25 protein-coding genes and 1 pseudogene are annotated in these 24,511 nt (G+C 64.1%); 8 read left to right on the top strand and 18 right to left on the bottom strand.

Annotated elements, in window-relative coordinates:
• Nucleotides 1-55: 55 nt before the first annotated feature.
• Nucleotides 56-658: a LysE/ArgO family amino acid transporter gene (locus tag ACI0FO_RS24535; protein WP_416031031.1), complete on the bottom strand. Its 603-nt coding sequence runs from the start codon at nt 656-658 to the stop codon at nt 56-58.
• Nucleotides 659-827: 169 nt separating this feature from the next.
• Entirely contained in the window at nt 828-1,052 is a 225-nt protein-coding gene (locus tag ACI0FO_RS24530) for a YdcH family protein (protein ID WP_105558019.1), read from the bottom strand.
• 249 nt (nt 1,053-1,301) lie between these two features.
• Here ACI0FO_RS24530 and ACI0FO_RS24525 point away from each other — a divergent pair, with 249 nt between their 5' ends.
• Complete coding sequence (locus ACI0FO_RS24525; protein WP_416031029.1) at nt 1,302-2,450, top strand: sterol desaturase family protein; 1,149 nt, start codon at nt 1,302-1,304, stop codon at nt 2,448-2,450.
• Nucleotides 2,451-2,523: 73 nt separating this feature from the next.
• Here ACI0FO_RS24525 and ACI0FO_RS24520 read toward each other — a convergent pair whose 3' ends face one another.
• The 4 genes from ACI0FO_RS24520 to ACI0FO_RS24505 all read right to left on the bottom strand — a co-directional run bounded on the left by ACI0FO_RS24520 (nt 2,524) and on the right by ACI0FO_RS24505 (nt 6,017).
• A complete protein-coding gene (locus tag ACI0FO_RS24520; protein ID WP_416031027.1) occupies nt 2,524-3,087 on the bottom strand; it encodes a DUF3455 domain-containing protein in 564 nt (187 codons plus the stop codon).
• Between the two features lie 134 nt (nt 3,088-3,221).
• Nucleotides 3,222-3,848 (bottom strand): isochorismate family cysteine hydrolase YcaC, encoded by a 627-nt coding sequence (gene ycaC, locus ACI0FO_RS24515; RefSeq protein WP_416031025.1) that lies wholly within the window; start codon nt 3,846-3,848, stop codon nt 3,222-3,224.
• Between the two features lie 128 nt (nt 3,849-3,976).
• Nucleotides 3,977-4,948 carry a LysR substrate-binding domain-containing protein gene (locus ACI0FO_RS24510; protein ID WP_416031023.1) on the bottom strand — a complete coding sequence of 324 codons (972 nt, stop codon included), beginning with the start codon at nt 4,946-4,948 and terminating at the stop codon, nt 3,977-3,979.
• Nucleotides 4,949-5,051: 103 nt separating this feature from the next.
• A complete protein-coding gene (locus tag ACI0FO_RS24505) occupies nt 5,052-6,017 on the bottom strand; it encodes an AraC family transcriptional regulator (RefSeq protein ID WP_416031021.1) in 966 nt (321 codons plus the stop codon).
• A gap of 316 nt (nt 6,018-6,333) precedes the next feature.
• Between ACI0FO_RS24505 and ACI0FO_RS24500 the strand changes: the two genes are divergently transcribed.
• The 3 genes and pseudogenes from ACI0FO_RS24500 to ACI0FO_RS24490 form a co-directional block, all read left to right on the top strand.
• Nucleotides 6,334-7,380 carry an aldo/keto reductase gene (locus ACI0FO_RS24500; protein WP_416031019.1) on the top strand — a complete coding sequence of 349 codons (1,047 nt, stop codon included), beginning with the start codon at nt 6,334-6,336 and terminating at the stop codon, nt 7,378-7,380.
• An 86-nt stretch (nt 7,381-7,466) separates the two neighbouring features.
• Entirely contained in the window at nt 7,467-8,696 is a 1,230-nt protein-coding gene (locus ACI0FO_RS24495) for an SMI1/KNR4 family protein (RefSeq protein ID WP_416031017.1), read from the top strand.
• 31 nt (nt 8,697-8,727) lie between these two features.
• Nucleotides 8,728-9,465: pseudogene (locus tag ACI0FO_RS24490) on the top strand (YoaK family protein); the annotation flags it as partial.
• A 31-nt stretch (nt 9,466-9,496) separates the two neighbouring features.
• Here ACI0FO_RS24490 and ACI0FO_RS24485 read toward each other — a convergent pair.
• The 5 genes from ACI0FO_RS24485 to ACI0FO_RS24465 form a co-directional block, all read right to left on the bottom strand.
• The gene (locus tag ACI0FO_RS24485; RefSeq protein ID WP_416031015.1) at nt 9,497-10,252 is read right to left on the bottom strand and encodes a hypothetical protein; all 756 of its coding nucleotides are present in this window, start codon (nt 10,250-10,252) and stop codon (nt 9,497-9,499) included.
• A gap of 22 nt (nt 10,253-10,274) precedes the next feature.
• Nucleotides 10,275-11,012 (bottom strand): tetratricopeptide repeat protein, encoded by a 738-nt coding sequence (locus ACI0FO_RS24480; protein WP_416031013.1) that lies wholly within the window; start codon nt 11,010-11,012, stop codon nt 10,275-10,277.
• 100 nt (nt 11,013-11,112) lie between these two features.
• Nucleotides 11,113-11,661: a fasciclin domain-containing protein gene (locus ACI0FO_RS24475; RefSeq protein ID WP_416031011.1), complete on the bottom strand. Its 549-nt coding sequence runs from the start codon at nt 11,659-11,661 to the stop codon at nt 11,113-11,115.
• A gap of 86 nt (nt 11,662-11,747) precedes the next feature.
• On the bottom strand, nt 11,748-12,434 hold the full coding sequence (locus ACI0FO_RS24470; protein WP_416031009.1) for an anti-sigma factor: 687 nt from the start codon (nt 12,432-12,434) through the stop codon (nt 11,748-11,750).
• Nucleotides 12,431-12,976 (bottom strand): sigma-70 family RNA polymerase sigma factor, encoded by a 546-nt coding sequence (locus tag ACI0FO_RS24465; RefSeq protein WP_416031007.1) that lies wholly within the window; start codon nt 12,974-12,976, stop codon nt 12,431-12,433. Before ACI0FO_RS24465 ends, ACI0FO_RS24470 begins: the two co-directional genes overlap by 4 nt.
• 218 nt (nt 12,977-13,194) lie before the next feature.
• On the opposite strand from ACI0FO_RS24465, the gene ACI0FO_RS24460 reads away from it, so the two are divergent.
• Nucleotides 13,195-13,848, top strand: a complete 654-nt coding sequence (locus ACI0FO_RS24460) for a thiopurine S-methyltransferase (RefSeq protein WP_416031005.1) — start codon at nt 13,195-13,197, stop codon at nt 13,846-13,848.
• 78 nt (nt 13,849-13,926) lie between these two features.
• On the opposite strand, the gene ACI0FO_RS24455 is transcribed toward ACI0FO_RS24460, so the two are convergent.
• The 6 genes from ACI0FO_RS24455 to ACI0FO_RS24430 form a co-directional block, all read right to left on the bottom strand.
• Nucleotides 13,927-14,694: an SDR family oxidoreductase gene (locus tag ACI0FO_RS24455; protein ID WP_416031003.1), complete on the bottom strand. Its 768-nt coding sequence runs from the start codon at nt 14,692-14,694 to the stop codon at nt 13,927-13,929.
• Nucleotides 14,691-15,686: an NAD(P)H-quinone oxidoreductase gene (locus ACI0FO_RS24450; protein WP_416031000.1), complete on the bottom strand. Its 996-nt coding sequence runs from the start codon at nt 15,684-15,686 to the stop codon at nt 14,691-14,693. The genes ACI0FO_RS24455 and ACI0FO_RS24450 overlap by 4 nt, the downstream gene beginning before the upstream one ends.
• A gap of 20 nt (nt 15,687-15,706) precedes the next feature.
• Nucleotides 15,707-16,411 carry an ABC transporter ATP-binding protein gene (locus ACI0FO_RS24445; protein ID WP_416030998.1) on the bottom strand — a complete coding sequence of 235 codons (705 nt, stop codon included), beginning with the start codon at nt 16,409-16,411 and terminating at the stop codon, nt 15,707-15,709.
• Nucleotides 16,404-18,185 carry an ABC transporter permease subunit gene (locus tag ACI0FO_RS24440; RefSeq protein ID WP_416030996.1) on the bottom strand — a complete coding sequence of 594 codons (1,782 nt, stop codon included), beginning with the start codon at nt 18,183-18,185 and terminating at the stop codon, nt 16,404-16,406. Before ACI0FO_RS24440 ends, ACI0FO_RS24445 begins: the two co-directional genes overlap by 8 nt.
• A gap of 22 nt (nt 18,186-18,207) precedes the next feature.
• On the bottom strand, nt 18,208-19,074 hold the full coding sequence (locus tag ACI0FO_RS24435; RefSeq protein ID WP_416030994.1) for a branched-chain amino acid ABC transporter permease: 867 nt from the start codon (nt 19,072-19,074) through the stop codon (nt 18,208-18,210).
• Between the two features lie 121 nt (nt 19,075-19,195).
• Complete coding sequence (locus tag ACI0FO_RS24430) at nt 19,196-20,395, bottom strand: ABC transporter substrate-binding protein (protein ID WP_416030992.1); 1,200 nt, start codon at nt 20,393-20,395, stop codon at nt 19,196-19,198.
• A 332-nt stretch (nt 20,396-20,727) separates the two neighbouring features.
• Between ACI0FO_RS24430 and ACI0FO_RS24425 the strand changes: the two genes are divergently transcribed.
• Genes ACI0FO_RS24425 through ACI0FO_RS24415 form a run of 3 tightly spaced genes read left to right on the top strand, consistent with a single transcriptional unit; the run spans nt 20,728 to nt 23,394 of the window.
• Nucleotides 20,728-21,510 carry an SDR family oxidoreductase gene (locus tag ACI0FO_RS24425; protein WP_416030990.1) on the top strand — a complete coding sequence of 261 codons (783 nt, stop codon included), beginning with the start codon at nt 20,728-20,730 and terminating at the stop codon, nt 21,508-21,510.
• The gene (locus ACI0FO_RS24420) at nt 21,510-22,466 is read left to right on the top strand and encodes a 3-hydroxyacyl-CoA dehydrogenase (RefSeq protein ID WP_416030988.1); all 957 of its coding nucleotides are present in this window, start codon (nt 21,510-21,512) and stop codon (nt 22,464-22,466) included. Before ACI0FO_RS24425 ends, ACI0FO_RS24420 begins: the two co-directional genes overlap by 1 nt.
• On the top strand, nt 22,459-23,394 hold the full coding sequence (locus tag ACI0FO_RS24415; protein ID WP_416030986.1) for a 3-keto-5-aminohexanoate cleavage protein: 936 nt from the start codon (nt 22,459-22,461) through the stop codon (nt 23,392-23,394). Before ACI0FO_RS24420 ends, ACI0FO_RS24415 begins: the two co-directional genes overlap by 8 nt.
• A 38-nt stretch (nt 23,395-23,432) precedes the next feature.
• Here ACI0FO_RS24415 and ACI0FO_RS24410 read toward each other — a convergent pair whose 3' ends face one another.
• Nucleotides 23,433-24,503 carry a glycerol dehydrogenase gene (locus tag ACI0FO_RS24410; RefSeq protein WP_416030984.1) on the bottom strand — a complete coding sequence of 357 codons (1,071 nt, stop codon included), beginning with the start codon at nt 24,501-24,503 and terminating at the stop codon, nt 23,433-23,435.
• Nucleotides 24,504-24,511: the final 8 nt, after the last annotated feature.

Genomic DNA, 24,511 nt, shown 5'->3' with positions numbered 1-24,511 from the left:
ACGATTGTAGATGACGGTTTTGCCCCGCTTATTTTTCCCGTTGGAACGCGTTTTCCTACACCACCAGCTTCAACCCGATCGCAAGCATCGCGATACCGACCAGCGCGTCCAGTACCCGCCAGGCGCGGGGGTTGGCGAACAGAGGCCGCAGCAAGCGCGCGCCATAGCCCAGCGTGAAGAAGAAGACGAACGATGCCGTCATCGCGCCCAGCGCGAAGGCGGTCTTGGCGCCTTCGTACTGGCTCGAGATCGACCCCAGCAGCACCACGGTGTCCAGGTAGACGTGCGGGTTCAGCCACGTGAAGGCCAGGCAGGTGGCCAGCGTGGCGGCCAAGCCCGCTGTCTGCTGAGTGGAAGGCGCCAGGCTGTCGTGCTCGGCGCGCAACGCCGAGCGCAAGCTGCGCAGTCCGTAGACAAGCAGGAACAGGGCGCCGCCGTAGCGCATGGCGGGGTCCAGCCAGGGCAGGGTGTTGACGGCGAGTCCAAAGCCGGCCACCCCCGCCGCGATCAGGACGGCGTCGGACACCGCGCACGTCAGACAGATGGCAAACACGTATTCCTGGCGCAGTCCCTGCCGCAGTACAAAAGCGTTCTGCGCGCCGATCGCAACGATCAGCCCGAAGCTGAGCAGGAAGCCGGGAATGAAGGCGGTGGTCATGGGTTGCCCTGTAAAAGGGCGACAGACTAGCCTTTTCCGAAAAATTAGAAAAACTAAATAGCCTAAATCAACTTTAGTTTCGCTTAATAGGCCATGTGGTGCCGGCTGTTGGGCGGTGGCGCACTTGCGTCTTGGCGCGAAGGACGCTGCCGCCTGCAGCCGTCAGGAATCAGCCGCCGTTCTGATCGGCCGCCTTCAGCAAGCCATAAAGTTTGTCCTTGAGTTGCAGTTTTTCCTTCTTCAGCACCTCGATATTGGTACCGGAGCTGGGGACGATGCCGTCCTCCATATTCTTGATTTCCTGGTCCAGATCGTTATGACGTTGAAACAGGGCCGAGAAATGCGCGTTCTCGGATTTCAGCTGGGTAATGAGTTGGCGATATTCAGGGAACATTGGGGCCTCTCTGGGGTACCAGTTGACGGGACCGGTGTCGCGCCTGATACGACGCGTACCGGTGTCGATTCCATGACACGCCAACGTCCGGCCCTTGTCAACCGAAGGGCGGGATCGTCCCCAAGCAGGAATTGACGCCGCGCAAGCGCGGTGCGGCTAGCGAAACTGTCTCGCATGCTCACGTTTCATTACATGGGTGTTTCCGCCCGGCGATACACTCGCTTCCCCGTGGTCAGCCATAAAAGTGACATGAAACAGCGCGTGCCCCTCTATCGGCAAGTCTTTGAACTCTTTAGGCAGGACGGACGTATCCATGCGGGTACGGGCATGATGAGCGGCGTGATTGCGCTGTTCCTGGCTATCCTGGCGGTGCTGGGGGTGCTGGCCTTCCACTTCCCCGCCTATCTGACCACGCCGGAACTGCGCGCCTTCTATTCCGTGGATGCCATGCGCACGCTGCTGTTTGGCGCGCTGCTCGTCTCGGGGTCGATCGCGCTGGCCAACACCGTGCTGGGGCGCCAGCGGTGGCTGAACATCTCGGCCTTCGTGCTGGTCTGCTGCGCCGTCGCGGCCGGCGGCAGCCAGGTCGTGGTGACCACGACCAATACCGGCAATCACCCGTACCTGGGCCTGGACTGGTTCATCCTGGATTTGCTGGCGTCCAGCACGGTCTTCATCATCTTCGAGAAATTGACCCCGTTGTATCCGGGGCAGCCGGTTTTCCGCGGCGAATGGCAAGTGGACATGAAGCACTTCCTGTTCAATCACCTGTCGGTCGGGGCCGTGCTGCTGTGCATCAACTTTTTCATCCACCGCCTGTTTTCGTGGGCGGCGTATGAGCCCCTGCAGGCCGCGATCCAATCCATGCCGTATTTGCTGGAGCTGTTCGTCGCCGTGCTGGTGGCGGACCTGGCGCAGTATGCGGCGCACCGGGTCTACCACGAGGTGCCCGTGATGTGGCGCTTCCATGCCGTGCATCACAGCACGCGCACGCTGGATTGGCTGGCGGGTTCGCGCCTGCACATCGTCGAGCTGTTGATTACGCGCGTCGCGGTGCTGGGCGTGCTGTTCGTGCTGGGCTTTTCGAAATCGGTGCTGGATGCCTACATCATCATCGTCGGCTTCCAGGCGGTGCTGATCCATTCCAATGTGAAGCTGCCGTGGGGATGGCTGCGCTACATCATCGTGACCCCCGACTTCCACCATTGGCACCACTCGTCGGACAGGGAAGCGATCGACAAGAACTACGCGGCGCACTTCTCGTTCATCGACTACATCTTCGGTACCGCCGTGCGCGGGGTGGGCAAGCGCTTGCCAGAGAATTACGGCATTCTGGATAACGACATGCCGGGCACCTTCCTGGCGCAGCAGGCGTATCCCTTCCTGCGCAGAAAGTAGGGTTTCCGGCGTCCGGCCCTTCTTGCCGGTAAAGGGCAATTAGCGCGGACCGGCGGCCGGCACGGACGGCGCTTTAGTTGGCCTTCCAGAAAATGTAGTCGGCCTGGTATTGCACTTGGCTCTTCTGGCCCAGCATGGCCGGCGTGCAGGGGGTCTTCGGCGCTACGCCACCCTTAAGTGCCACGCGCTGAATGTAGGTCACGCCGGTCAGCGCGCCCGCCCCCATGGCGGGATTGGCCTTCACCAGCTGATAGGGAAGATTGCCGTCGCCCGACGGGGCAACCGCCAGTTGGGTGCCGGTCAGTTTGGATCCGTCCATGGCTTCCCACGTGGCCGGGGGGCCGTAATAGCTGCCCACCTGCTTGCCCTGGCGGTCGTTCAAAACTGCCTTGGGGCCGGCGAAGACCCATTCCGTCTGGCTGTTCGTGTCGGCCTTGGCCCGGCATTCATAGGTGATTTCGCCCACGCCTACCGTTTCCCAGGCCACCTTGTTGCCTGCGGGCACCTGGATGCTGGCGGGAAGAGCGGCCTGCGAATAGGCCGGGGGATTGGAACTCATCGAGCCGCAAGCCGCCAGAAGCGACACGGCGAACAGGCCGGCAACGGGGGGAATTCGATTCGAACGTTGGGTCTTCATGAGCGGTCTCCAGCGGCGTGTCAGCGCCTGTAGACGACGCGCACGATGCGCGCCGGTACAGGTACTACGCGGGAGAGGCCGCTTTGGATGCAGCCCGGACGAAATTATTTTCGTCCGGACCGCAATACGCGCTATTACTTCGCGGCGCGGCTGGTCGAGTACGAGGCCATCAGGTTGCGATAGTCGGGGATGTGGTTGGCGAACAGCGTGCCCAGGCCTTCCACGTCGTTGCGCCAGTCGCGGTGCAACTCGCATGCCACGCCGAACCACGACATCAGTTGCGCGCCGGCCTGTTCCATGCGGCTCCACGCGGCGTTGCGCGTGACTTCGTTGAAGGTGCCGGAGGCGTCCGTCACGACGAACACGTCAAAGCCTTCTTCCAGGGCCGACAGGGCAGGGAAGGCCACGCATACTTCGGTGACCACGCCAGCGATGATCAGCTGCTTCTTGCCGGTGGCCTTGACCGCCTTGACGAAGTCTTCGTTGTCCCAGGCGTTGATGTTGCCGGGGCGGGCAATGTAGGGAGCCTTGGGGAATTTGTCTTTCAGTTCCTGGACCAGCGGGCCGTTGGGACCGTCTTCAAAGCTGGTGGTCAGGATCGTGGGCAGCTTGAAATATTCGGCCAGATCGGCCAGCGCCAGCACGTTGTTCTTGAACTGGTCGGGTTGGAAATCGCGCACCAGGGAAAGCAGGCCGGCCTGGTGGTCAACCAGCAGGACGGCGGCTTCGTTCTTGTCCAGCTTCACATAGGGTTTGGTCATGCTTTGCTCCGTGATGTCATCAGGTCGGGGTGCGCGGTGTTGGCGCGGGTTAAACAAGTGAGTGCATGAACAGAATTCTAAATACAAGCCAATATCTGCGGTAGAGCGGTTATTGGCACTTCAGTGTTCTATATATCGGACGATAAGTGTCCGCCCTTCAGGATGGGAATGCCGTGGCGTCGCTGCGTGTCACGCTCCAGTCGGGCGTTCTCACGGTACTCCGTATTCATGAAATCCAGTAGTTCCCGCACGGCGGGCAGCAGGCCACGCCGCGAAGGGAAGACGGCGTGCACGGCGCCCGGTTCCGGATACCAGGGTGCGCCTACCGGCACCAGCGTGCCGGCATCCAGCTCGTCGCGGATCATCATGATCGGCAGCGCGGCAACGCCCACGCCGCGCAAGGTTGCTTGCTTCAATGCCAGCATGTCGTCGGTGACCAGGCGGGGGGTGAACGGCACGTTTTGCCGGGCGCCGTCGGGGCCATCCAGGCGCCACTGGCATTCGCGCTGTTCGGTGCCCAGCGCCAGCGTGGGCAGCTGGCTGACTTGACTGATGTCGGCGCCTGCGGGCAGCGTGCGCGCCAGCGTCGGGCTGGCCACCAGGCTTTGGCAACTGGTGCCCAGGTGCTTCATCACCAGGTCGCTGCTTTCGATGGGCCCGAAACGGACACGCACCGCCACGTCGAACCCTTCGCGCAGCACGTCTACCGGCCGGGAGAAGCTCTTCAAGTACACCTGCACCTTGGGGCACTTTTCCATGAAGCGCGCCACGACGTCGCCCAGGAAGTAATAGATCAGCGCAGGCGGCGCGCTCATGCGGATCGTGCCCTGCGGTTCGGCATGGGTACGGTCGATCACGTCTTGCGCGGCTTCGGCGCCGGCCAGCATCGACAGGCACTGGTCGAAATATTCCTGGCCCAGCTCGGTGACGGCGAATGTGCGGGTGGACCGCTGGATCAGGCGTACCCCCAACCGCTCTTCCAATAGCGCGATACGGCGGCTGAGGCGGGATTTGGGAATGCCCAGGGCGCGGCCGGCCGGCGCGAAGCCGCCATTCCTGACGACCTGGACAAAGTAATAGAGATCATTCAAGTCGTGCATGGCTGTCCGCTGTTTCGAAAATTGAGCATAGCGGCGAGGATATAACGCCCGCCATCTGCCCAGGCGGAAAGCCTGTGGTACCGCCGCGACGGAACTTGCCGGATCAGGCGGCCGCGCCGGCCGATTCCTCTTTCCAGCGTTGCTTGTCGCGCAGCGGCGGCGTGCCGAACAGGCGGCTGTATTCGCGGCTGAACTGGGACGAGCTTTCATACCCGACGGCGTGCGCGGCCAGCGCCACCCCGGCGTCGTCGCTCAGCATCAGGCGGCGTGCCTCCTGTAGGCGCAGGTGTTTCTGGTATTGCAGCGGGCTCATCGCGGTGGCCTGCTTGAAGTGGTGGTGCAGCGACGACACGCTCATGTGCACGTCGCGGGCGATCTCTTCCACGCGCAGCGGCTGGGCGTAGTTGTCGCGCAGGATGCGGATGGCCTTTGCCACGCGGTTGAGCTGGCTATCCTGCAGCACGGTCTGGCGCAGCACCACGCCCTGGCCGTTCATCAGCAGGCGGTATAGCAGTTCGCGCTTGACCATGGGCGCCAGGATGGGGATGTCACGCGGGGTATCCAGCAGCCGCAACAGCCGCAGCACCACGTCCAGCAAGGACCCGCCCAGCGGATTCACGCACAGCGCGCGCGACGCTTCGGCCGGAAGCAGCGGCGGCAGGTGCTCGTCGCTGATCAGTTCCGCGATCTCTTCTGGATTCAGGTCCAGCCGCAGGCCCAGATAAGGCAGGGTCGGGCTGGCGACGGACACCTTGGCCACCACCGGCAGGTCCACGGACGAGATCAGGTAGTGGAAGGGGTCGTATTCATAGGACTCGTCTCCGATCAGCACCCGCTTGGAACCTTGGGCAATGACGGCCAGCGCCGCCTTTTGCAAACCGGGCTTGGCGCCGGTGGGTTGCGACAAGCGATGCAGATACAGCCCTTCGATGGGCGTATCCAGCGACCCTTCCAGGTCGCCCGTCATCCGGTCCAGCGTGCAAAGCAGTTCGTGGCGAGCCGGTTCGTAGGCGATGTCCAGCGGGGCGATGCTGACGAAATCTCCGGGTCGAACGGTAGTAATAGGCATGGAGGCTCCTGGAGGCGTGCCGCCCGCGCGGGGCGGCCGGCGGAGCAGGGAATTAAGCGGACTCCAGTGTATTCCCCACAGCCGCGGGCTGGACAGTGGCCATTCCGGGGTGTGGAGAAATGGGCAAAAACTCTGGAGGATCGGGCGCATGCCCGATTCTCTGTCAGAGCTGCCGGAGAATCAGGCAAAAAAGGGGCAGGATCAAGCAGCGCATGGGCGGCGGGGCGGACGCATACTGTGTCCACCCCGGCAAGCAAGCGTCCGGCGCCCCATCCCGGGGCGCTCGGGGCGGCTGGCCCCCTGAAGGAGTGCAATCATGCGGTACAAGAAATTCGGTAGCACCGGCCTGTTCGTCTCGGAACTCTGCCTGGGCACCATGACCTTCGGCGGCGAAGGCGAACTGTGGAGCAAGATCGGCAGCCTGCAACAAGAGGACGCCAACCGCCTGGTCGGCCGGGCCTTGGACGCGGGTGTCAATTTCATCGACACGGCCGACGTGTATTCCGAAGGCCGGTCCGAGATGATTACCGGCCAGGCGCTACGGGATTTGAAGGTGGCGCGCGACGACGTCGTCATCGCCACCAAGGTCTTCGGCCAGACGGGCGCCGGTGTGAACGCGCGGGGCAATTCACGCTTCCACATCATGGACAGCGTCAAGAAAAGCCTGTCGCGCCTGCAACTGGACCATATCGACCTCTACCAGATCCACGGTTTCGATCCCGCCACGCCCGTCGAGGAAACCGTGCGTGCGCTGGACAACCTGGTGCAGCATGGCCATGTGCGCTATGTGGGCGTGTCCAATTGGGCGGCGTGGCAAATCATGAAGGCGCTGGGTATTGCCGAACGCCTGGGGCTTTCGCGATTTGAATCGCTGCAGGCCTACTACACGATCGCGGGCCGCGATCTGGAACGCGAAATCGTGCCCATGCTGCAAAGCGAAGGCGTGGGCCTGATGGTGTGGAGCCCGCTGGCCGGCGGCTTGCTCAGCGGCAAGTATGGCCGCGATGGCAGCGCCGAAGCCGGCAGCCGCCGTGCCGCGTTCGATTTCCCGCCGGTGGACCGCGACCGTGCCTATGACAGCATCGACGCGCTGAAAACGGTGGCCGACGCGCGCGGCGTGTCGGTCGCGCAGGTCGCGTTGGCCTGGTTGCTGCATCAGCAGGCCGTAACCAGTGTCATCATCGGCGCCAAGCGTGTCGATCAACTGGACGACAACCTGGCGGCCACGGCCATCAAGCTGTCGGACGATGAGCTGGCTGCGCTGGATAAGGTCAGCGCGCTGCCACCCGAGTATCCGGGCTGGATGCACGTGCGCCAGGGCGAGTTCCGGCGCAAGCAGCTTGCCGAATCGCGCGCGGCGTAAACGCGGCGGGTCCCGGCGTGGACCCGCCCTCTTTTTCGCGCATCCCGCTAGTAGAATCTCCGCAGCGGCCACTCCGAAGATTCCACATGAGCGACTTTTTCACCTCCGACGACATTCGCGCGCTGCGCGAACACGGTATTGCGTTGTTCGCGCAGCGCGTGTTGATTGGCGTGCAGCCGCCCCTGACCGAGGCGCGCATTGCAGAAATCGAAGCGGCCTGCGCGAGCCCCGTGCCGGATGCGTTGCGCGATTTGTGGCGCCTGACCGCGGGGGGCGAACTGGCCTACGATCTGCGCGCAAACATGGACGGCAATGAAGAGGCGCTGAGCTGGGCCGAACTGTTTTATGACGGCAGCGACCACTATCGCGATCTGCAAGGGTGGATCGAACACGAACAAGAGTGTGCCGAAGAAGCCGCGACCGAACACGGGGAGACCTGGAACGGCACGTTGCGCTATCTGCCGATCGGCGGCTTTGAATATTGCGACCGTGTCTACGTGGCCGTCGAGCCCGGTCCCAATGCCGGCAGCATCGTGGCCTGGAAAATGGGGTTGCCGGGCTGGACACATGCCTTGCAGCAGGACGGCATCGCAACCATCGCGCCGGATCTGCACACTGCTTTCGCCGCGTTGTGCCTGGAAACAGACCCGGAACAGGACGAAGACAGCCCCGGCGTGCGCGTGCTGGAATATCTGGATGAACGGGTATCCGATCACGGCATGGCGCAGCCGCTGGCGGATAAGCTGACGGCGTTCTACCTGCGTGCGCGGGTGGACTGGCGTGGCCCGCTGGCCGCCGGCACGCTGCTTGAGTCTCCGTATTTGGCCAGCCTGGCGCTGCAGCATGCGTTGGCCCACGATGATGACGCGCTGGTACGCCAATTGGCTGGGCTGGGCATGGCTTTCGACCAGCCGCTGCGCGGTAGCGCCACCCCGGTCGAGGTCGCGCTGATGCAGCATGCCTATGCGGCGGCGGATGCGTTGTTGCAGGCCGGCGCGCCGGTCAGCCCCATGGCGATCCATCGCATTGACCGCAAGCCGCCGACCCTGTTGGTGCAGCGTCTGCTAGCCCAAGGCGCCGTGGCCGACGCCCTGGGCGTCGCGCGCTGCGTGGCTTGCGGATCCGCCGACGCCGCCCGCCTGGTTGCCGCGGCGTGCGGAGATGGCGTCCAGGCCGCCTACGCCGAGGTGCGCGATTCCATGACGAATACCTACCAGGAAGACCTGCGCCGCGTGCGGGCGGGAAAACTCGGCCATTATCTGGGGGCCGAGGGGCTGGCTGAACGCGTCGCCAATCTTCAGGAGTTCTCGCTGTGACGGTCAACGTTCTTGTTTTGAAGGGGCGCGTGTGGCGATTCCGTATTTGCGGCGGTTGACGGCCGTCAGCCGCAGCCCGCAAGCCAACCGGCATCTTGCCTATTTCCTGACCTTTACCGCCGGCGCGGTCAACGCCGGCGGCTTTCTGGCCGTTCAGCAATACACCTCGCACATGTCCGGCATTGTGTCGATGATGGCCGACCACATGGCGCTGGGCGGCATGATCGTGGTGCTACAGGGCCTGGCGGCATTGCTCTCGTTCCTGGCCGGCGCGGCAGGCTCCGCTTTCCTGATCAATTTCGGCCGGCGCTCGCGCCTGTCCAGCGAATATGCCTTGCCGCTGTTGCTTGAAGCCGTCTTGTTGCTTGCCTTCGGGCTGCTGGGCGCCAATCTGGAGACGCTGCGCTGGTTCTATGTGCCGGGCACCGTGATGCTGCTGTGCTACATCATGGGCCTGCAAAACGCCATGATCACCAAGGTGTCACGCTCCGAGATCCGCACGACGCATGTGACGGGCATGGTGACCGACATCGGCATCGAACTGGGCAAGCTCTTTTACTGGAACGTGGCCAAGGGCGATGCGCACGCCATGCCGCCCGTGCGCGCCGACCGCGGCAAGCTGACCGTGCTGAGCCTGATGGTCACGTTGTTCTTCGTCGGGGGCGTGACCGGCGCGTATTCGTTCTTTCATTTCGGCTTCGGCTCGACCTGGCCATTGGCGCTGCTGCTGACGTTGCTGGCGATGGTGCCGATCACGGACGACATCCGCAGCTTCTTTCATCGCGCCTAGCCGACGGTTGCTATGACTTCGCCTTGGTCACTGCGGCGTGGTTCAGGAACACCTGCAATGCCGCCAGCGTTTCATAATGCAGCCTTTCCAACCGGGCGTCCTTGGCGGGTTCGGTGACGGCATAGCCCTTGCTGTCCAGCGGATACGGCTCGCCCAGCAAGCGGGCCATATCGATCTGGTAGTAACTGGCATCGCCATACGGACGCTTTCCGTCGATGTATGGCATCGGCCAGAAACGCTCGCCTTCGCGTAACACGGCTTGCAGCGAATTCGCGTCCACCTCGCGCCAGGCAGCCGCGCGCAGCAACGTCAGGTGCGCATTGCGCAGCGTGAACCCGCCTTGCGCATCCACGCCGCTTTGCGGGAAGTCGAAGGCCTCTTTCATTTCAGCCGGCACGGCGTAGCGCCCCGGCCGCAACATGCCCAGTGAACCCACGTAGCGCGGGATCGAGCGGCAGACTTCCGCCAGGCGGCGGATGATCAGCCCATCGTCCGTGGTCTTGAGTATCTTGCGCGCGGTGCCCAGCGTGTCGGGCCCGCCCAGCAGCGGTTGTTCGAAATCGATGGCGGGTGCGCCGGACTCCACGGGCATCCACAGCACGCGCAACGCGCGCATCAACGCCGCGTGCTGGCTGGTAAAGGCCAGTGTGTCGAAGGGGGCTTTGTAAACCTGCCGGATGATCGCATCGCGATCGGGGGCGGCGATGGCGCGCAGCGGCGCCAGGGGCAGGCTGGCCATGGCAAGCAGCAATGTCCTGCGCGTCATCGGGGCTCCAGGCAAGGCGGGTTCATTTCGGCATGCTGTCCAGTTCGGACGCGGCCAGGGGGTAGCCGGGCTGCAGGCGCAGCGCCGCTTCATAGGACTGGCGGGCGTCGCCTATGCGGCCCAGCCGGCGCTGAAGGTTGCCCATGTTGGTCAAGATCAGCGCGCTGGCGGGCTTGGCCGCGACGGCCTTCTGGTAAGTCTGGAGCGCGTCGGCTTCACGGTCCATGGCCTCCAGCAACGAGGCCTGCAGGTTGTAGCCGATGCTCCAGTCGGGATAGCGGCGGGTCAGCTCGTAGGTGGTGGCCAACGCGTTGGGCAGGTCGGAACGTTCGGCTTGCGCGCCTGCCTTGTTGATGTAGGCCCATTTGCTGTCGGGATTCAACGTGATCGCCCGGTCGATCAGGTCTTGCGCGGCGGCGGGATTGTCTTGCTGGCTTTGCAGCTTGCCCAGGAACAGCAAGATATCCGCATTGCGCGGGTCCTGCCGCGCCATCTCTTCCCCGATGCGCTGCGCTTCCGGGCGGTTGCCGGCGCGCAATGCCGCGGAAACCTGCGCGTTCAATGCCTGCATGGCGGGCGGCAACTGCTGGATGCGCGCGCGCAGGGCCTGGTTGTCGGCCTGCAGTTCGGTTTGATAGGCGTGGTCCAGCTGCGATGCGGTTTGCGCCAAGGCGGCCGGCGGCGTCAGGGAACAAGCCAGCGCCAGTAGCGGCGAACACAGCAAAACAGACGTCAATCGGCGGTGCAGGGTCGCAAGCATGAGGGCGGCGGTTCGAAAGGGGCGCGGGGTCCCTACGATACCGGAACGGCGGCCCGGCGGGAGGGCCGGGCTGCCTTGCACTACGGGTTTACCGGCGCGGTCACTTCGGCATCAGCACCGTGTCGATGACGTGGATCACGCCGTTGGACTGATAGACGTCGTAGGTGCTGATGGTGGACACGCCGCCCTTTTCGTCCTTCAGGGTCAGGTTGTGTTTGCCGTTCATCATTACCCACAGCTTGCCGCCGCTGGCGGTGGCAAGCTCGGTCGAGCCGCCGCCTTTCTTGACCTTGGCCGCCAGTGCGTCGAAGTCCAGCTTTCCGGGCACGACGTGATAGGTCAGGATCTTTGTCAGCGTTGCCTTGTTTTCAGGCTTGACCAGCGTATCGACGGTGCCGGCCGGCAGTTTGCCGAAGGCGGCGTTGGTCGGGGCGAAGACCGTGAACGGGCCCTTGCCTTGCAGCGTATCCACCAGGCCCGCTGCCTTCACCGCCGCGACCAGTGTGGTGTGGTCCGCGGAATTCACGGCGTTCGCGACGATGTTCTTCGCGGGCATCATCGCCTGTCCGCCGACCATGACATCGGCGGCATACGTGGGCGACAGGGTCAGGGCAGAGCAGGCGATGGCAATCGAGGCTAGCAATTTCATGACGATCTCCTTTTGTGTGGCCGTCATGAGGAAATACGGGGCTGGCCGCCGATTGGATGCGCTTATTTTCTAGGTACAAACCCGGATCAGATGACCTTGCCGCTGAGCACGATCGGCCCTGTGGGCACGCCGTTGGGCGCGCCGCCCGCCGGCTCCAGGGTGACGGCCACCGTATCGCCCGGCAGGGGCGGCAGGCGAGGCGTCAGTACCGTGGTCTGGGCGGGCATCACCAGCCCCAGCGAACGCGGCGCCTGCCCGGGCGAGATGGCCCACAGTTCCAGCGCGCGGCCGTTGGCCAACGTCACCAGATCTTGCATGGGCTGTACCGACAGGCGTTGGTCTGGCAGCCGGTTCAGCACCAGCGCGCCCGGGGCCTGTTCGGCCGACAGGACGGCGAGGGTGCGGAGGTCCTGCGGCGCAGTGGGTGGCTTGAGCATCAAGAACGCCAACACCATGACCGCGGTCGCCAAGCCGGCGGATAGCGTCCGCCACCAGGACAGACCGCGCCAGGCGGTGGGGCGGGGCGCTGCCGCAGGGCTGGCCGCAGGCGCGATGCGGGCCAAAATCGCTTGCCAGACGTGCGCGGGGGGCGGTTCCGGGGGCAGGGCCAAGGCCAGGGGCAGCAACCGCTCTTCCCATTCGGCCACGGCCCGGCGCAGGCCGGCGTCGTCGCGCATCAATTGAACGAACCGGCGCCGGGCTCCCGAGCGCAAACCGCCCAGCACGTACTCGGCGGCCAGGCGGTCTTGCAGTTCGGGGTGGCGGTAGTTCATTCCAAACACCTTTTCAGCCGTTGCATGCCACGGCGTATCCAGCTCTTTATCGTTCCCAGCGGCGTGTCCAGGCGGGCCGCGATATCGGGGTGCGCCAGATCGTCGAAAAACGCCATGGCGATGGCGACGCGCTGCGGCCCTTCAAGCTGGGCCATGCAATCCGCCAGCCGGCGGCCTTCCTGGCTGGTTTCCAGGCGGGCAAGCGGGCCCGGGCTGTCATCGGCCATCGCCAGCGTCAGCGCATCGTCCGGATCCGGAACCTCGATGCCGGGACGCCGCAGACGGTCAATGCACCGGTTCCTGACGATGCGGGTCATCCAGGTCATCGGCTGGCTTTGCGCAGCCTGGTACTGCCCGGCCTGGCGCCAGATCGATACGAAGCACTCTTGCAACACGTCTTCCGCGGCGGCCTGGTCTCTCAACATACGTCGGGCAAGGGCAAACAGATGCGGGGACGCCAGGCGATAGATCTCCGCCAGCGCGGATTCTCGCTTCTCCGCGCACTGGGCGAGCAAGGCCTGTAGGTGCTGGGCGTCGGGCATCGGTTCCTGAGGGACGGGCGTGCTGCACCAGAGCATACCGGGCGCGCCCGTCGGCGTCACCCGTTTCGGGGCACTACAATGCCCGGCACCGGATTGCGCGGCATCAAGCGCGCCGGGGGCGATACCCGTTACGCTGGGTACGCCAAGGCGTCCGGGTCCCGGCCGACCCGATAGAAGCGATGAGCTTGCAACCGCAATACAGGAGGAGCAGACAACGTATGGACGCAGAATTCTGGTTGGAACGCTGGCGCGAAGGGCGCACGCACTTTCATCAAACCCGGATTACCCCGCTCTTGCAGAAGTACTGGCCCACGCTGGCCGTACCGAAGGGCGGACGGGTGCTGGTTCCGCTCGCCGGAAAGTCGCTGGACATGGTCTGGCTGGCGGCGCAGGGGCATTCCGTGCTGGGGGTCGAACTCTCCCAGCTTGCGGTCGACCAGTTCTTCGAAGAAAACGAGCTTCGGCCCGTCACGCATGAATCCGTCTACGGCAAACATTACGTGTCGGGCAACATCGAGATCATCTGCGGCGATATCTTCAAGCTGGATGCGCAAGTGCTGTCGCACTGCGTGGGCGTATACGACCGCGCGGCCCTCGTCGCCTTGCCCAAGCCCATGCGCGCCCAATATGTAAGCCACGTCTACGGGCAGCTGTCGCCCGCCTGCCGGGGCCTGCTGATCACGCTGGACTATCCGCAGGAAGAGATGGCGGGACCGCCGTTCTCGGTGGTGGACGAAGAGGTCCAGGCGATCTTCGCGGGCGTCATGCCCGCGGTCATCATCGACCGCCGGGACATCCTCGACAAGGAACCCAAGTTCCAGGGCGCCGGCGTCAGCCGCCTGGACACCGTGGTCTACCGCCTGGGGGTGTAGGCACGTAGGATGGGTGAAGCGCGCAGGGGCGGCAAACAAGAACACGACCGCCCAGCGCGCGCAACCCATCGTCTCGCCTCAAGTCATCAGCCACCCGCCGGCCACGTCCAGGACCTGGCCGGTGACGAACCTGGCCTGGTCCGACGCGAAGAACAGGCAGGCATCGGCCACTTCCTCGGGCGTGCCCAGGCGGCGCAGCGCGGTCACCTGCGCCACGGCGTCATTGACGGCTTTTGGCACGCTTTTCAGCAACGGCGTGCTGATGCGCCCCGGCGCCAGCGCGTTCACCGTCACATCGTATTCCCCCAGCTCGGCCGCCCAGTGGCGCGTCAGGCCGATCAGGCCGGCCTTGGTGGCCGCATAGTGCGCCGCCACGATATCGCAGTAAGCCTTGCCCGCCACCGACGACATGTTGATCACGCGGCCCTGGCGTTGCTTCACCATGTGCGGCGTGGCCAGATGCGTCATGTAGAAAACGCTATTCAGGTTCACCGACACCACGTTATCCCATTCGCCGGGCGGCATCTCCCAGACCTTCAGCGCGCGTCCGTCCGTCTTGGGCGAAATACCGACGTTGTTCACCAAGATCGTCGCCGGCCCCAAATCGGACGTGATGCGGTCGTAGGCCGCCTGGCATTGATCGTAATGCGCCACATCGGCGTGGACGAAGGCCACCTCGTGGCCGTGCTTGCGCAGTTCTTTCTCGAACGCCTGGCCCGCCTGCGAGTTGAAATCGATCAGCCCGACACGGCCGCCTTCGGCCAGAAAACCCTCGACGATGGCGGAGCCGATGCCGCCCACCGCGCCTGTCACGATGGCAACCTGATCCTGGAAGCGGCCGCTCATGCCTGCACCTTCAGCATGATCTTGCCGATGTGTTTGCTGCTTTCCATCAAGGCGTGGGCCTGGGCGGCCTGGGCCAGCGGGAACACTTCATGGATCAGGGGCAGGCATTGCCCTTGCTCCATCAGCGGCACGACCTTCTCGGCCAGGGACCGCGCGATGTCGCCCTTGTCGTCGTCCGAGCGCGGGCGCAACGTCGATCCCGTGAATTGCAGCCGCTTGATCATGATGGGCAGCGCGTCGATTTCAGCCTTGCTGCCCTCCAGGAAGGCGATCTGCACCAGCCGGCCATTCACGGCCAGCAGGCGCAGGTTCTTGTTGATGTAGGCGCCGCCAACCATGTCCAGAATCACGTCCACGCCCGCGCCGCCCGTGGCTTGCCGGACTTCGGCTTCAAAGTCCGCGTCACGGTACCGCACCGCATGGTGCGCGCCGGCCTTCAGGCAAGCCTCCGCCTTGGCCGCATTGCCGACCGTGGTCCAGACTTCGGCGCCGAACGCGCGGGCTAGCTGGATGGCCGTCAGGCCGATGCCGCTGGAGCCGCCATGCACCAGGAATTTCTCGCCGGCCGACAGGCGGGCGCGGTCGAACACGTTGGTCCAGACTGTGAAGTAGTTTTCGGGGATGGCAGCGGCGGACAGCAGGTCCATGCCGCGCGGCACGGGCAGGCAATGGCGTTCGTCGGCCAGGCAGTATTGGGCATAGCCGCCGCCCGGCGTCAGGGCGCAGACGGCATCGCCGACCTTCCATGCGGTGACGTCGGGGCCAACGGCGATGATGGCGCCCGACACTTCCAGCCCCAGATAGGGGGATGCGCCCGGGGGCGGCGGATACGAGCCAGAGCGCTGCAGCACGTCGGGGCGGTTGACGCCGGCATAGGCCACCTCGATCAAGACCTGCCGGCCGGTGGGCGCGGCCATGTCGCGCTGGGCAACGTGCATGCAATCGGGCGCGCCGCCCTTGCCGTGGTCGATGAATGTGCAGCGTAGAGTCATAAGAAGGGGTCCTGGTGTCATCAATGGCCCAGATAGGCCTTTTTCACATGGGGGTCGCTAAGCAATTCGGCGCCGGTGCCGGTCCGCACGATGGCGCCGTTTTCCAGCACGTAGCCCCGGTCGGCCAGCCGCAGGGTGCGGAATACGTTCTGCTCTACCAGCAGCACCGTGACCCCGTGCGAGGTCACGTCGCGGATGATGTCGAACATCTGCTGCACCAGCAACGGCGACAGGCCCAGCGACGGCTCATCGAACACCAGCAGCTTCGGGTCGGCCATCATGCCGCGTGCGATCGCCACCATCTGCTGTTCACCGCCGGACAGCGAGCCGGCGTACTGCGACAGCCGTTCTTTCACCCGCGGGAAAATGCGCAGCACCTCGTCCAGCTTGCGGGCCACGATGGGGCGCGCGGCGCGCTTGTACGAGCCCATCAGCAGATTGTCCTTCACCGTGAAGTGCGGAAACAGCTGGCGGCCCTCGGGAATCATGGTGATGCCCGCGTCCACGATGTCATACGGATTGCGGTTGGTCAGGTCGTGGCCTTCGAATTCCACCTTGCCCTGCATGGCCGGGATGACGCCGCACAGGGTCTTCAGCGTGGTCGTTTTGCCCGCGCCATTGGCGCCGATCAGGGTGACGATCTCGCCCGCGTTGACCTCGAAGTTCAGGCCGTTCAGCACCTGGCTCTTGCCATAGCCCGACGACAGGTTCGTCACCTTAAGCATCCTGATACTCCTTGCCCAAATAGGCTTCGATGACGGCCGGGTTCTCGACCACGTCCTTGGGCGCGCCGCTGACCAGCACGGCGCCTTCGTTCAGCACGATGATGCGGTCGGACAGCGCCATCGTGGCCTGCATCATGTGTTCAATCAGCAGCACCGACACGCCCGAGTCGCGGATGCGCCGGATCATCTGGATGGACTTCTCGATGTCGGTGGGGTTCAGCCCAGCCATCACTTCGTCCAGCAGCAGAATGCGGGGTTTGATGGCCAATGCGCGGGCGATTTCCAACCGCTTCATGCCGCCCACCGTCAGGCTGCGCGCTTCGGTGTTCAAGTATTTGACCAAGTCCGTCTGCTCGGCCACCTTCAGGGCGATCTGCTCGGATTCGTCGCGGCTTGAGGTGCGGATGAACGCGCCCAGCATGATGTTCTCAAGTACCGTCAGGCCCGTGAACGGCTTGGCGATCTGGAACGTGCGGCCCAACCCCATGTGCGCGTACTCGTCCGGCGTTTTGCAGGTGACCCAGTTGCCGTCCGCGTCCAGCATCGAGATGCTGCCCTTGTCCGGCGAAAGAAAGCCCGACAACAAATTGAACACGGTCGTCTTGCCCGCGCCGTTCGGCCCGATCATCCCCAGGATCTCGTTCTGGTTCAGCGTCAGCGATACGTCGTTGGTGGCGCGTAGACCGCCAAAGCTCTTGAACAGCTTGTCGGCCTTCAGTACCGGCTGTTCGGAACGGGTGGCGTCGCGCAACCGCAATTCATCGGCCAGCTTGAGCTTCTTGCGGGGCTGTCCCAGATACGGCAAGCGTGCCAGCCCGCGTTCGATCGCAGGGCCGAACGCGCCGGCCAGGCCACGCGGAATGGTCAGCACCACGGCGACCAGGATCAGGCCGTAGATCAGCCCGTGCATGCCGTTGCCCACGCTGGACAGCCAGCCGCGCGCCAGTTCCGCGATGGGCAGCACCAGGAAGGTGCCCGCGATCGGGCCCGCCACCGTGCCCAGCCCCCCGATCAGCGCGAACATGGCTACCTGGATCGACAGCTCCAGCGAAAACGCCGAGCTGGGATCCACGAAGGTCAGATAGGTGATGTGGAAGGTGCCGATGATGCTGGTCAGCATGGCCGACACCACCGCGGCGATGATCTTCACCCGCACGGTGTGGATGCCCACGGCCAGTGCGGCGTCCTCGCGTTCGCGGATCGCGATCAGGTAGTGGCCGATGCGCGATTTGCGCACATACCACGACACCCACGTGACGAACAGGAACAGGCCGAAGGCGATGACCACATAGTTCATCTTTTCGCGGAACACGATCCACGCCCAGCCGATATTCAACGGCAGACTGATGCCGCTGGAACCGCCCGTCCAGCTTTCCTCGTGGATCACCAGCAGCCGCACCACTTCCAGGATGGCGATGGTGGCCAGCGCGAAGAAGGGCCCGCGCAGCCGCAGCGTGGGATAGCTGATCACGATAGCGACCGCCGCCGAGATGGCCGCGCCCGCCAACATGCCGATCCAGGGCGAAATGCCGAAGTTCTGCGTCAGCAGCGTGGCGGTGTAGCCGCCGATGCCGTAGAACACCGCATGACCCAGCGACAGCTGGCCGGCGTAGCCGCCAACGATATTCCATGCCACGGACAGCGAGGCGAAGACGAACAGCAAGACAAAAAGGTTGGTCCAGAAAGGCGTGCCCATGACAGCAGGCACGATGAACATCACAATCAGCAGAATCAGGCTGACGTAGGCTTTGGGGCTTCGAAAGTCGGGAAACACGTCTCGCTCCTTGTGGCTCTGATCACTCTGTGCCGACGCCGAACAGGCCGTTCGGACGCAGGACAAGGATCAAGAGGAAGATCCCGAAATACACGACCTCTTTCAGGTCGGGGGCGATGTAATAGCCGGCCAGCGTATCGACGATGCCGATGATCATGGAGCCGGCGACGGCGCCGTACAGGCTGCCCAGGCCGCCCAGCACCACGATCACGAATGCCGTCAGCACGAAGTACGTGCCGACCGTCGGAAACACCGGGTATTGCGGCGCCAGCAGGCCGGCGGCGATACCGACGAATGCCGTGCCCAGGCCGAACGCGATGGCATACACGTTGTTCACGTTCACGCCCATCAGCGTGGCGGCATAGCGGTGCTGCGCCACGGCGCGCAGCGCGCGTCCCAGATAGGTACGGTGCATGAACAGGTGCAGCAACACCGCCAGGCTGATGCCGATCACGAAGGTGATCAACTGGCCCGTCACCATCGAATAGCTGCCGACGTCGATGGCGTTCGTGCCCAGTTCCACCGGCGCGCGGTAGACGTTGGCGCCGAAGATCACCAGCGCAAGGTTCAGCAAGATAGTGGACACGCCCACCGTGGCGAAGATCTGGATGTGCTGGTCGGCGTTCAGCAGCGGCTGGATGATGCCTTTCTGCGTCAGCGCGCCCAACGCGAACAAGATGACGGCCACCGGCACCAGCCCGACATAGGGGTGGACGCCGAACTGCGCGGCGATCAGATAGACCAGGTACATGCCGATCATCAGGAACTCGCCGTGCGCGAAGTTCACGACGCGCACGACGCCGAAGATCAGTGTCAGCCCCAGGCTGATGATGGTGTATGCGCCGCCCAGCAACAGGCCGTTGATGACCAGTTGAATGAAAATATCCATGGTGCAACCTCTTAGAGCGGGAGGCGGCGCCGGCACGGCCGCGTCGAAAACGGCCGCGCCGGCGTGCGCGGATCCCGGGAAACGTCAGGCGCCCCCAAGCGCCTGATCACTGGCGTCGCGCTTACTTCTTGAAGACGGGCTTGCCAAGTGCGAGGTTGCTGGGTGCGATGGTGACAAGCTTGCCGTCCTGCCACTGCATCACGTAGAACGTGGACGCATTGTTCTGGCCGTCTTCGCCGAACTCGAACGCCCAGCCGTTGGCGGTCTGGCCCGCCGGCTTCTTGTAGGCCAGAACCGCGGCGCGGATCTTGTCCTTGTCCGTCGATTTGGCGTTGCCGATGGCCTCGAAGAAGGCCTTGGCGCCCACGTAGTTGGTCAGGCTGTGGCCGGATTGCGGATCGCTCTTGTAGGTGGACTTGTAGGCCTCGAGGAACTTGTCCAGGCCCGGCGCGCCGGCCGGGTTGATGGACGACTGCGGGAAGTCCAGGTCGAACACGCCGTTCATGTCGGCGCCGACGGCCTTGGCCGTATCGGCCAACGAATAGCCCCCGCCCGCGCCGATCACGACCTTGGGCTTGAAGCCCGCGGCGCGCGCCTGGTTGAAGAACAGGATGGCGTCGTTCTGGTAGGCCGTTTGCAGCACGACGTCGACCTTGGCGCCCTTCAATCGCAGGATCAAGGACGACAGGTCCACGGTCTTGGCCGAGTAGGGCAGCACTTCGGCCACCGTGTAGCCCAGTTCCTGGGCACGCTTCTTTTCGGTGGCCGCCACGTCGGTGCCATAAGGCCCGTCTTCGTGGATGATGCCGATCTTGATGTCCTTGGGATTCAGCCCCATGCCGGGGGCGATGGTGTCATGCAGCGCGTTGACCACCGACACGCCATACAGCGCCGTATTGGGGTTGCTGCGGAACAGATACTTGTAGCCGCGCGTGGTGATCTTGTGGGCGGTGGCGCCCAACTCGAAATAAGGCACGCCCGCCAGCTCCGTCACGGGCGAGGCCGCGTAAGAAATGCCCGACGCGTAGCTGCCGAACACGCCGACCACGTTGGCCGAAATCAGCCGTTTGGTTTCCGACACGGCTTGCGTCGGATCCACGGCGTCCGCCTTCACGATTTCGATCTTCTCTCCGTTGACCCCGCCTGCGGCGTTGATCTCGTTCACGGCCAGTTCCAGGCCGCGATAGCTCTCTTGTCCAAGCAGCGCAAGCGCGCCGCTGAACGGGAAGAGGGCGCCCACTTTCATGTCGGCCGCTGCGGTGCCGCTTGCCAAGACGCCGCACACGCCCAGCGCCAAAATTATCTTATTGAACTTGAACACGGTCTACGCTCCTTTGTCGGTATGGGATGCGGACTATTTTTATTAGTGTCCGTCTTTTTTAAATATATGATATATGCGCCGGGCAGGTACGAAAACCCCGCCTTGGATTCTAGTTGGGGTCACACCAAGCCGAATCGGGGAATTCCCTAAAGCCGCATGAATAAAGCCTTAGCGGCCGATAAGAGGTGAAATCAACCGCAATGTTCCGGCAGGTGGCCGCATCTTTCCGGAAACAATCGGCATCGTCAAAAGTCACGAAATTATCCGGCTAAATCATATATCCTATATCATCAACCACGCGCTTTTCCATAAAAAACCCAGGAGACAGAAGCATGTTCGAGGAAGTCGATTTCGCCGGAAAACGGGTGCTGATCACCGCGGGCGCGGATGGTCTGGGCCTGGAGATGGCCAAGGTGTTCCACCACGCCGGCGCCACTGTTTTCGTGTGCGATGTAAACGAAGCGCGCCTGGCCGCGCTACCCGCCGAATTGCCGGGCGTGCATACCGCCGTGGCGGATGTGTCGGACGAGGATAGCGTGGGCGCGCTCTTCAACGCGGTCAAGCAAAAACTGGGCGGGCTGGACATCCTGATCAATAACGCGGGTGTGGCCGGGCCCACGGGCTATGTCGAAACCCTGTCCAAAGCCGATTGGGACCGCACGCTGGCCGTGAACATTACCGGCCAGTTCTTGTGCGCGCGCCAGGCCATCGGGATGTTGAAAGCGTCCAAGGCCGGCGTGATGATCAACCTCTCGTCCGCCGCCGGCCACCTGGGTTTTGCCGGGCGGTCGGTGTATTCCGCGTCCAAGTGGGCGGTGATCGGGTTCACGAAGTCGTTGGCGATTGAATTGGGACCGCATGGAATCCGGGTCAATGCCATCCTGCCCGGCGCCGTCGAAGGCCCGCGCATCCGCGCCGTCATCGCGGCCAAGGCAGACACGCTTGGCCGTCCGGTCGACGAGATCGCCGCGCAATACGAGAACCAGGCCGTGCTGGGCCGCATGGTCACGGCGCGCGATATCGCCAACATGGTGCTGTTCAACGCCAGCGAAGCCGCCCGCAGCGTCACCGGGCAGGCCATCGTGGTGGACGGCTTTACGCAGAAGCTCTACTGATGGGCGCGGGCCGCGAGGCGCGTTGCGCCGCCATCATCGGTACGGGGCTGATTGGCCAGGGATGGGCCATCGTGTTTGCCCGCAAGGGCTGGGACGTGCGCCTGTATGACGTTAACGCGGCCATGCTGGCCGAGGCGCGAACGCTGATTCTGCAGCAGCTGCATGAACTGGAAGCCCAGGGCCTGCTGACGGGCGCCGATGCCATCATCGAACGTGTGCAGGTGGCCGGCAGCCTGGCTGATGCGGTCAAGGGTGCCTGCTACATCCAGGAGAATTCGCCGGAAAAAGTCGAGATCAAGCGCGCGTTGTTCTCGGAGCTGGACGCAGCGGCCGACCCCGATGCGGTCATCGGCAGTTCGACGTCAAGCATCCCCGCCAGCCAGTTCACCGAGCATCTGGCCGGGCGTCACCGCTGCCTGGTCGCGCACCCGGTCAACCCGCCATACCTGATCCCCGTCGTGGAGCTATGTCCCGCGCCATGGACCAGCCCGCAGGCGCTGGACGCCGCAAACGCCGCCATGACGGCAATCGGCCAGAAGCCGGTGCTGGTGCGCCGCGAAATTGAAGGATTCATCCTTAATCGCCTGCAAGGCGCGTTGCTGCACGAAGCTTTTCGGTTGGCCAAGGAAGGGATCGCCAGTGTCGAAGACATCGACGTGACCGTGAAGGACGGCCTGGGTTTGCGCTGGTCGTTCATGGGGCCGTTCGAAACAATCGACCTGAACGCGCCCGGCGGCATTGCCGACTATTGCGCGCGCTACGGCGGCCTGTACCAATCCATCGGCGCCGATCAGGGCGAATGTGTCGCCTGGGACGGCGCGCTGGTGGACGCGCTGGCGCACGAACGCCGCAGCCTGCTGCCGCAGGAAGACCTTGCCAAGCGCCGCTTCTGGCGCGATGAAAAACTGATGCGCTTGATGCGCCACAAACAAGAGAACGGAGACAATCATGGCTAAGCCCAAACAGAAAGTCGTCATCACCTGCGCCGTGACGGGCGCCATCCACACGCCCAGCATGTCGCCGCACCTGCCGGTCACCGCCGACGAGATCGCGGAAGCCGCCATTGGCGCCGCCAAGGCAGGCGCCGCGGTGCTGCACCTGCACGCCCGTGATCCGCAGACCGGCAAGCCGTCGCAAGACCCGGCGTTGTTCAAGCCGTTCCTGGAGCGGATCAAGAACGAGACCGACGCCATCATTAACATCACCACCGGCGGCAGTCCTCACATGACGGTGGAAGAGCGCATGCGCCCGACCACCACCTTCCAGCCCGAGCTGGCCTCGTTGAACATGGGGTCGATGAATTTCGGCCTGTTCCCGATGCTGGACCGCTTCCAGGACTTCAAGCACGACTGGGAGCGCGAACACCTTGAGAACAGCCGCTCGCTGATCTTCCGCAATACCTATCAAGACATCGAATCCATCCTGACGCTGGGCAACGCCAACGGCACGCGTTTCGAGTTCGAGTGCTACGACATCAGCCATCTGTACAACCTGGCGCATTTCGTGGACCGCGGCCTGGTGAAGTCGCCGCCATTCATCCAGTCGGTGTTCGGCATCCTGGGCGGCATCGGTCCGCATCCGGAAGACTTGATGCACATGAAGCGCACCGCCGACCGGTTGTTCGGCAACGACTATGAATGGTCGATCCTGGGCGCGGGCCGCAATCAGATGCCGCTGGCCACCATCGGCGCGGCGATGGGGTCGAACGTGCGCGTGGGGCTGGAAGATTCGCTGTGGATCGGACCGGGCCAATTGGCCGAGTCTAACCGCGTCCAGGTCGAGCGCATCCGTTCCATCCTGGAAGCGCTGAATCTGGAAGTGGCGACGCCGGAAGAGACGCGGGCCAAGCTCGGTCTGAAAGGCCGGGAAAACGTGAAGTTCTGATCAGCGCCATCTGGCCGGCGCGGCTGCGCCGGCCCGGTTCAAGCGTGGCGGCGCAGCGCGTCGGCAAGCGTGGCGACGTCCAGCACGCGATCGAAATTGGCGGCGTGGCGGGCGTTCAGGGTCAGTTCGGCGGCCAATGTCAGGTCGGCATCGCTGGGCGTGTCGGCGGCGCCCAGCTCGCGCAGCGTGGTGGGCAGGCCCACTTGGGCGTACCACTGGGTCAGGTCGGCCAGCATGCCGTCGCTGCGCTGTTCAAGGTCCAGCTGCACCAACAGGCCGACGGCAACCTGCAATCCGTGCAGCGCGGTCGCCACGCCGCCGATCTTGGGCAGTCCGCGCGTCAAGGCGTGGGCGATGGACAGGCCGCCGCTTTCGAAACCGAGACCGCTCATGAGGATCATTGCTTCCACTACGCGTTCGAACGCCGGCGTCGGCTGGCCGGTGCCCGCGGCTGCCACGGCGTCCACGCCATCGGCCAGCAGCGTGCGCAGGCAGCCGTCGGCGATCAACTGCGCGGACAGCAGTGGCGCGCCGTCGTACATATTCTTGCCGCCGTTACGCTGGCATTGCTCGGCCTCGAACTTCTTCGAAATGGCGTCGCCCAGGCCGGCGCGGAAGAAGTGCGCGGGCGCCGTCGCAATGATGGCCGTGTCCACCAACACGATCGTGGGGTTGAACAGCATGTGCTCGACCGCCAGGAGGTTGTGATGTTCGTCGTACAGCACGTAGTTTTTGCTGGTCGGCGCGTCATTGGACGCCACGGTGGGTACCGTGACCAGGTGGCAGTGGGCCGACTTCGCCACCGCCTTGCCGGCATCCAGCGACTTGCCGCCACCCACCGCGATCACCATGTCGATGCCGGCCCCCGAGGCCTGCGCGCGCAGTTGCGCGATGAGTTCTGGCGTCAGGTCGCCGTCGACGATCAGCGGCGCAAGCGCCACGCCGTGCTCCGCGCACAAGGCTTCGATTCTGGCGCCCAGCACGCCATGCACGTAGCGGTCGATGACCAGGGCGGCGCGGCGCCCGAACAAGGCGGCGTACTGGCCCAAGGCGTCGAGCGCGCCCGCTCCTTGTATGTAGCGGCTGGGAGCGCCAAAAATCTTCAGCATGAAGTCGT

This window comes from Achromobacter marplatensis (genome assembly GCF_049060505.1).
In the GTDB taxonomy this organism is placed as follows: domain Bacteria; phylum Pseudomonadota; class Gammaproteobacteria; order Burkholderiales; family Burkholderiaceae_B; genus Achromobacter; species Achromobacter marplatensis_A.
Note: the sequence above shows the minus strand (reverse complement) of the source record. Positions and strands in the feature narration are given on the sequence as shown.

Coding starts and splice junctions, on each gene's coding strand:
- ACI0FO_RS24535 (WP_416031031.1), bottom strand. CDS start 658: ATGACCACCGCCTTCATTCCCGGCTTCCTGCTCAGCTTCGGGCTGATC.
- ACI0FO_RS24530 (WP_105558019.1), bottom strand. CDS start 1,052: ATGTTCCCTGAATATCGCCAACTCATTACCCAGCTGAAATCCGAGAAC.
- ACI0FO_RS24525 (WP_416031029.1), top strand. CDS start 1,302: ATGAAACAGCGCGTGCCCCTCTATCGGCAAGTCTTTGAACTCTTTAGG.
- ACI0FO_RS24520 (WP_416031027.1), bottom strand. CDS start 3,087: ATGAAGACCCAACGTTCGAATCGAATTCCCCCCGTTGCCGGCCTGTTC.
- ycaC (WP_416031025.1), bottom strand. CDS start 3,848: ATGACCAAACCCTATGTGAAGCTGGACAAGAACGAAGCCGCCGTCCTG.
- ACI0FO_RS24510 (WP_416031023.1), bottom strand. CDS start 4,948: ATGCACGACTTGAATGATCTCTATTACTTTGTCCAGGTCGTCAGGAAT.
- ACI0FO_RS24505 (WP_416031021.1), bottom strand. CDS start 6,017: ATGCCTATTACTACCGTTCGACCCGGAGATTTCGTCAGCATCGCCCCG.
- ACI0FO_RS24500 (WP_416031019.1), top strand. CDS start 6,334: ATGCGGTACAAGAAATTCGGTAGCACCGGCCTGTTCGTCTCGGAACTC.
- ACI0FO_RS24495 (WP_416031017.1), top strand. CDS start 7,467: ATGAGCGACTTTTTCACCTCCGACGACATTCGCGCGCTGCGCGAACAC.
- ACI0FO_RS24485 (WP_416031015.1), bottom strand. CDS start 10,252: ATGACGCGCAGGACATTGCTGCTTGCCATGGCCAGCCTGCCCCTGGCG.
- ACI0FO_RS24480 (WP_416031013.1), bottom strand. CDS start 11,012: ATGCTTGCGACCCTGCACCGCCGATTGACGTCTGTTTTGCTGTGTTCG.
- ACI0FO_RS24475 (WP_416031011.1), bottom strand. CDS start 11,661: ATGAAATTGCTAGCCTCGATTGCCATCGCCTGCTCTGCCCTGACCCTG.
- ACI0FO_RS24470 (WP_416031009.1), bottom strand. CDS start 12,434: ATGAACTACCGCCACCCCGAACTGCAAGACCGCCTGGCCGCCGAGTAC.
- ACI0FO_RS24465 (WP_416031007.1), bottom strand. CDS start 12,976: ATGCCCGACGCCCAGCACCTACAGGCCTTGCTCGCCCAGTGCGCGGAG.
- ACI0FO_RS24460 (WP_416031005.1), top strand. CDS start 13,195: ATGGACGCAGAATTCTGGTTGGAACGCTGGCGCGAAGGGCGCACGCAC.
- ACI0FO_RS24455 (WP_416031003.1), bottom strand. CDS start 14,694: ATGAGCGGCCGCTTCCAGGATCAGGTTGCCATCGTGACAGGCGCGGTG.
- ACI0FO_RS24450 (WP_416031000.1), bottom strand. CDS start 15,686: ATGACTCTACGCTGCACATTCATCGACCACGGCAAGGGCGGCGCGCCC.
- ACI0FO_RS24445 (WP_416030998.1), bottom strand. CDS start 16,411: ATGCTTAAGGTGACGAACCTGTCGTCGGGCTATGGCAAGAGCCAGGTG.
- ACI0FO_RS24435 (WP_416030994.1), bottom strand. CDS start 19,074: ATGGATATTTTCATTCAACTGGTCATCAACGGCCTGTTGCTGGGCGGC.
- ACI0FO_RS24425 (WP_416030990.1), top strand. CDS start 20,728: ATGTTCGAGGAAGTCGATTTCGCCGGAAAACGGGTGCTGATCACCGCG.
- ACI0FO_RS24420 (WP_416030988.1), top strand. CDS start 21,510: ATGGGCGCGGGCCGCGAGGCGCGTTGCGCCGCCATCATCGGTACGGGG.
- ACI0FO_RS24415 (WP_416030986.1), top strand. CDS start 22,459: ATGGCTAAGCCCAAACAGAAAGTCGTCATCACCTGCGCCGTGACGGGC.
- ACI0FO_RS24410 (WP_416030984.1), bottom strand. CDS start 24,503: ATGCTGAAGATTTTTGGCGCTCCCAGCCGCTACATACAAGGAGCGGGC.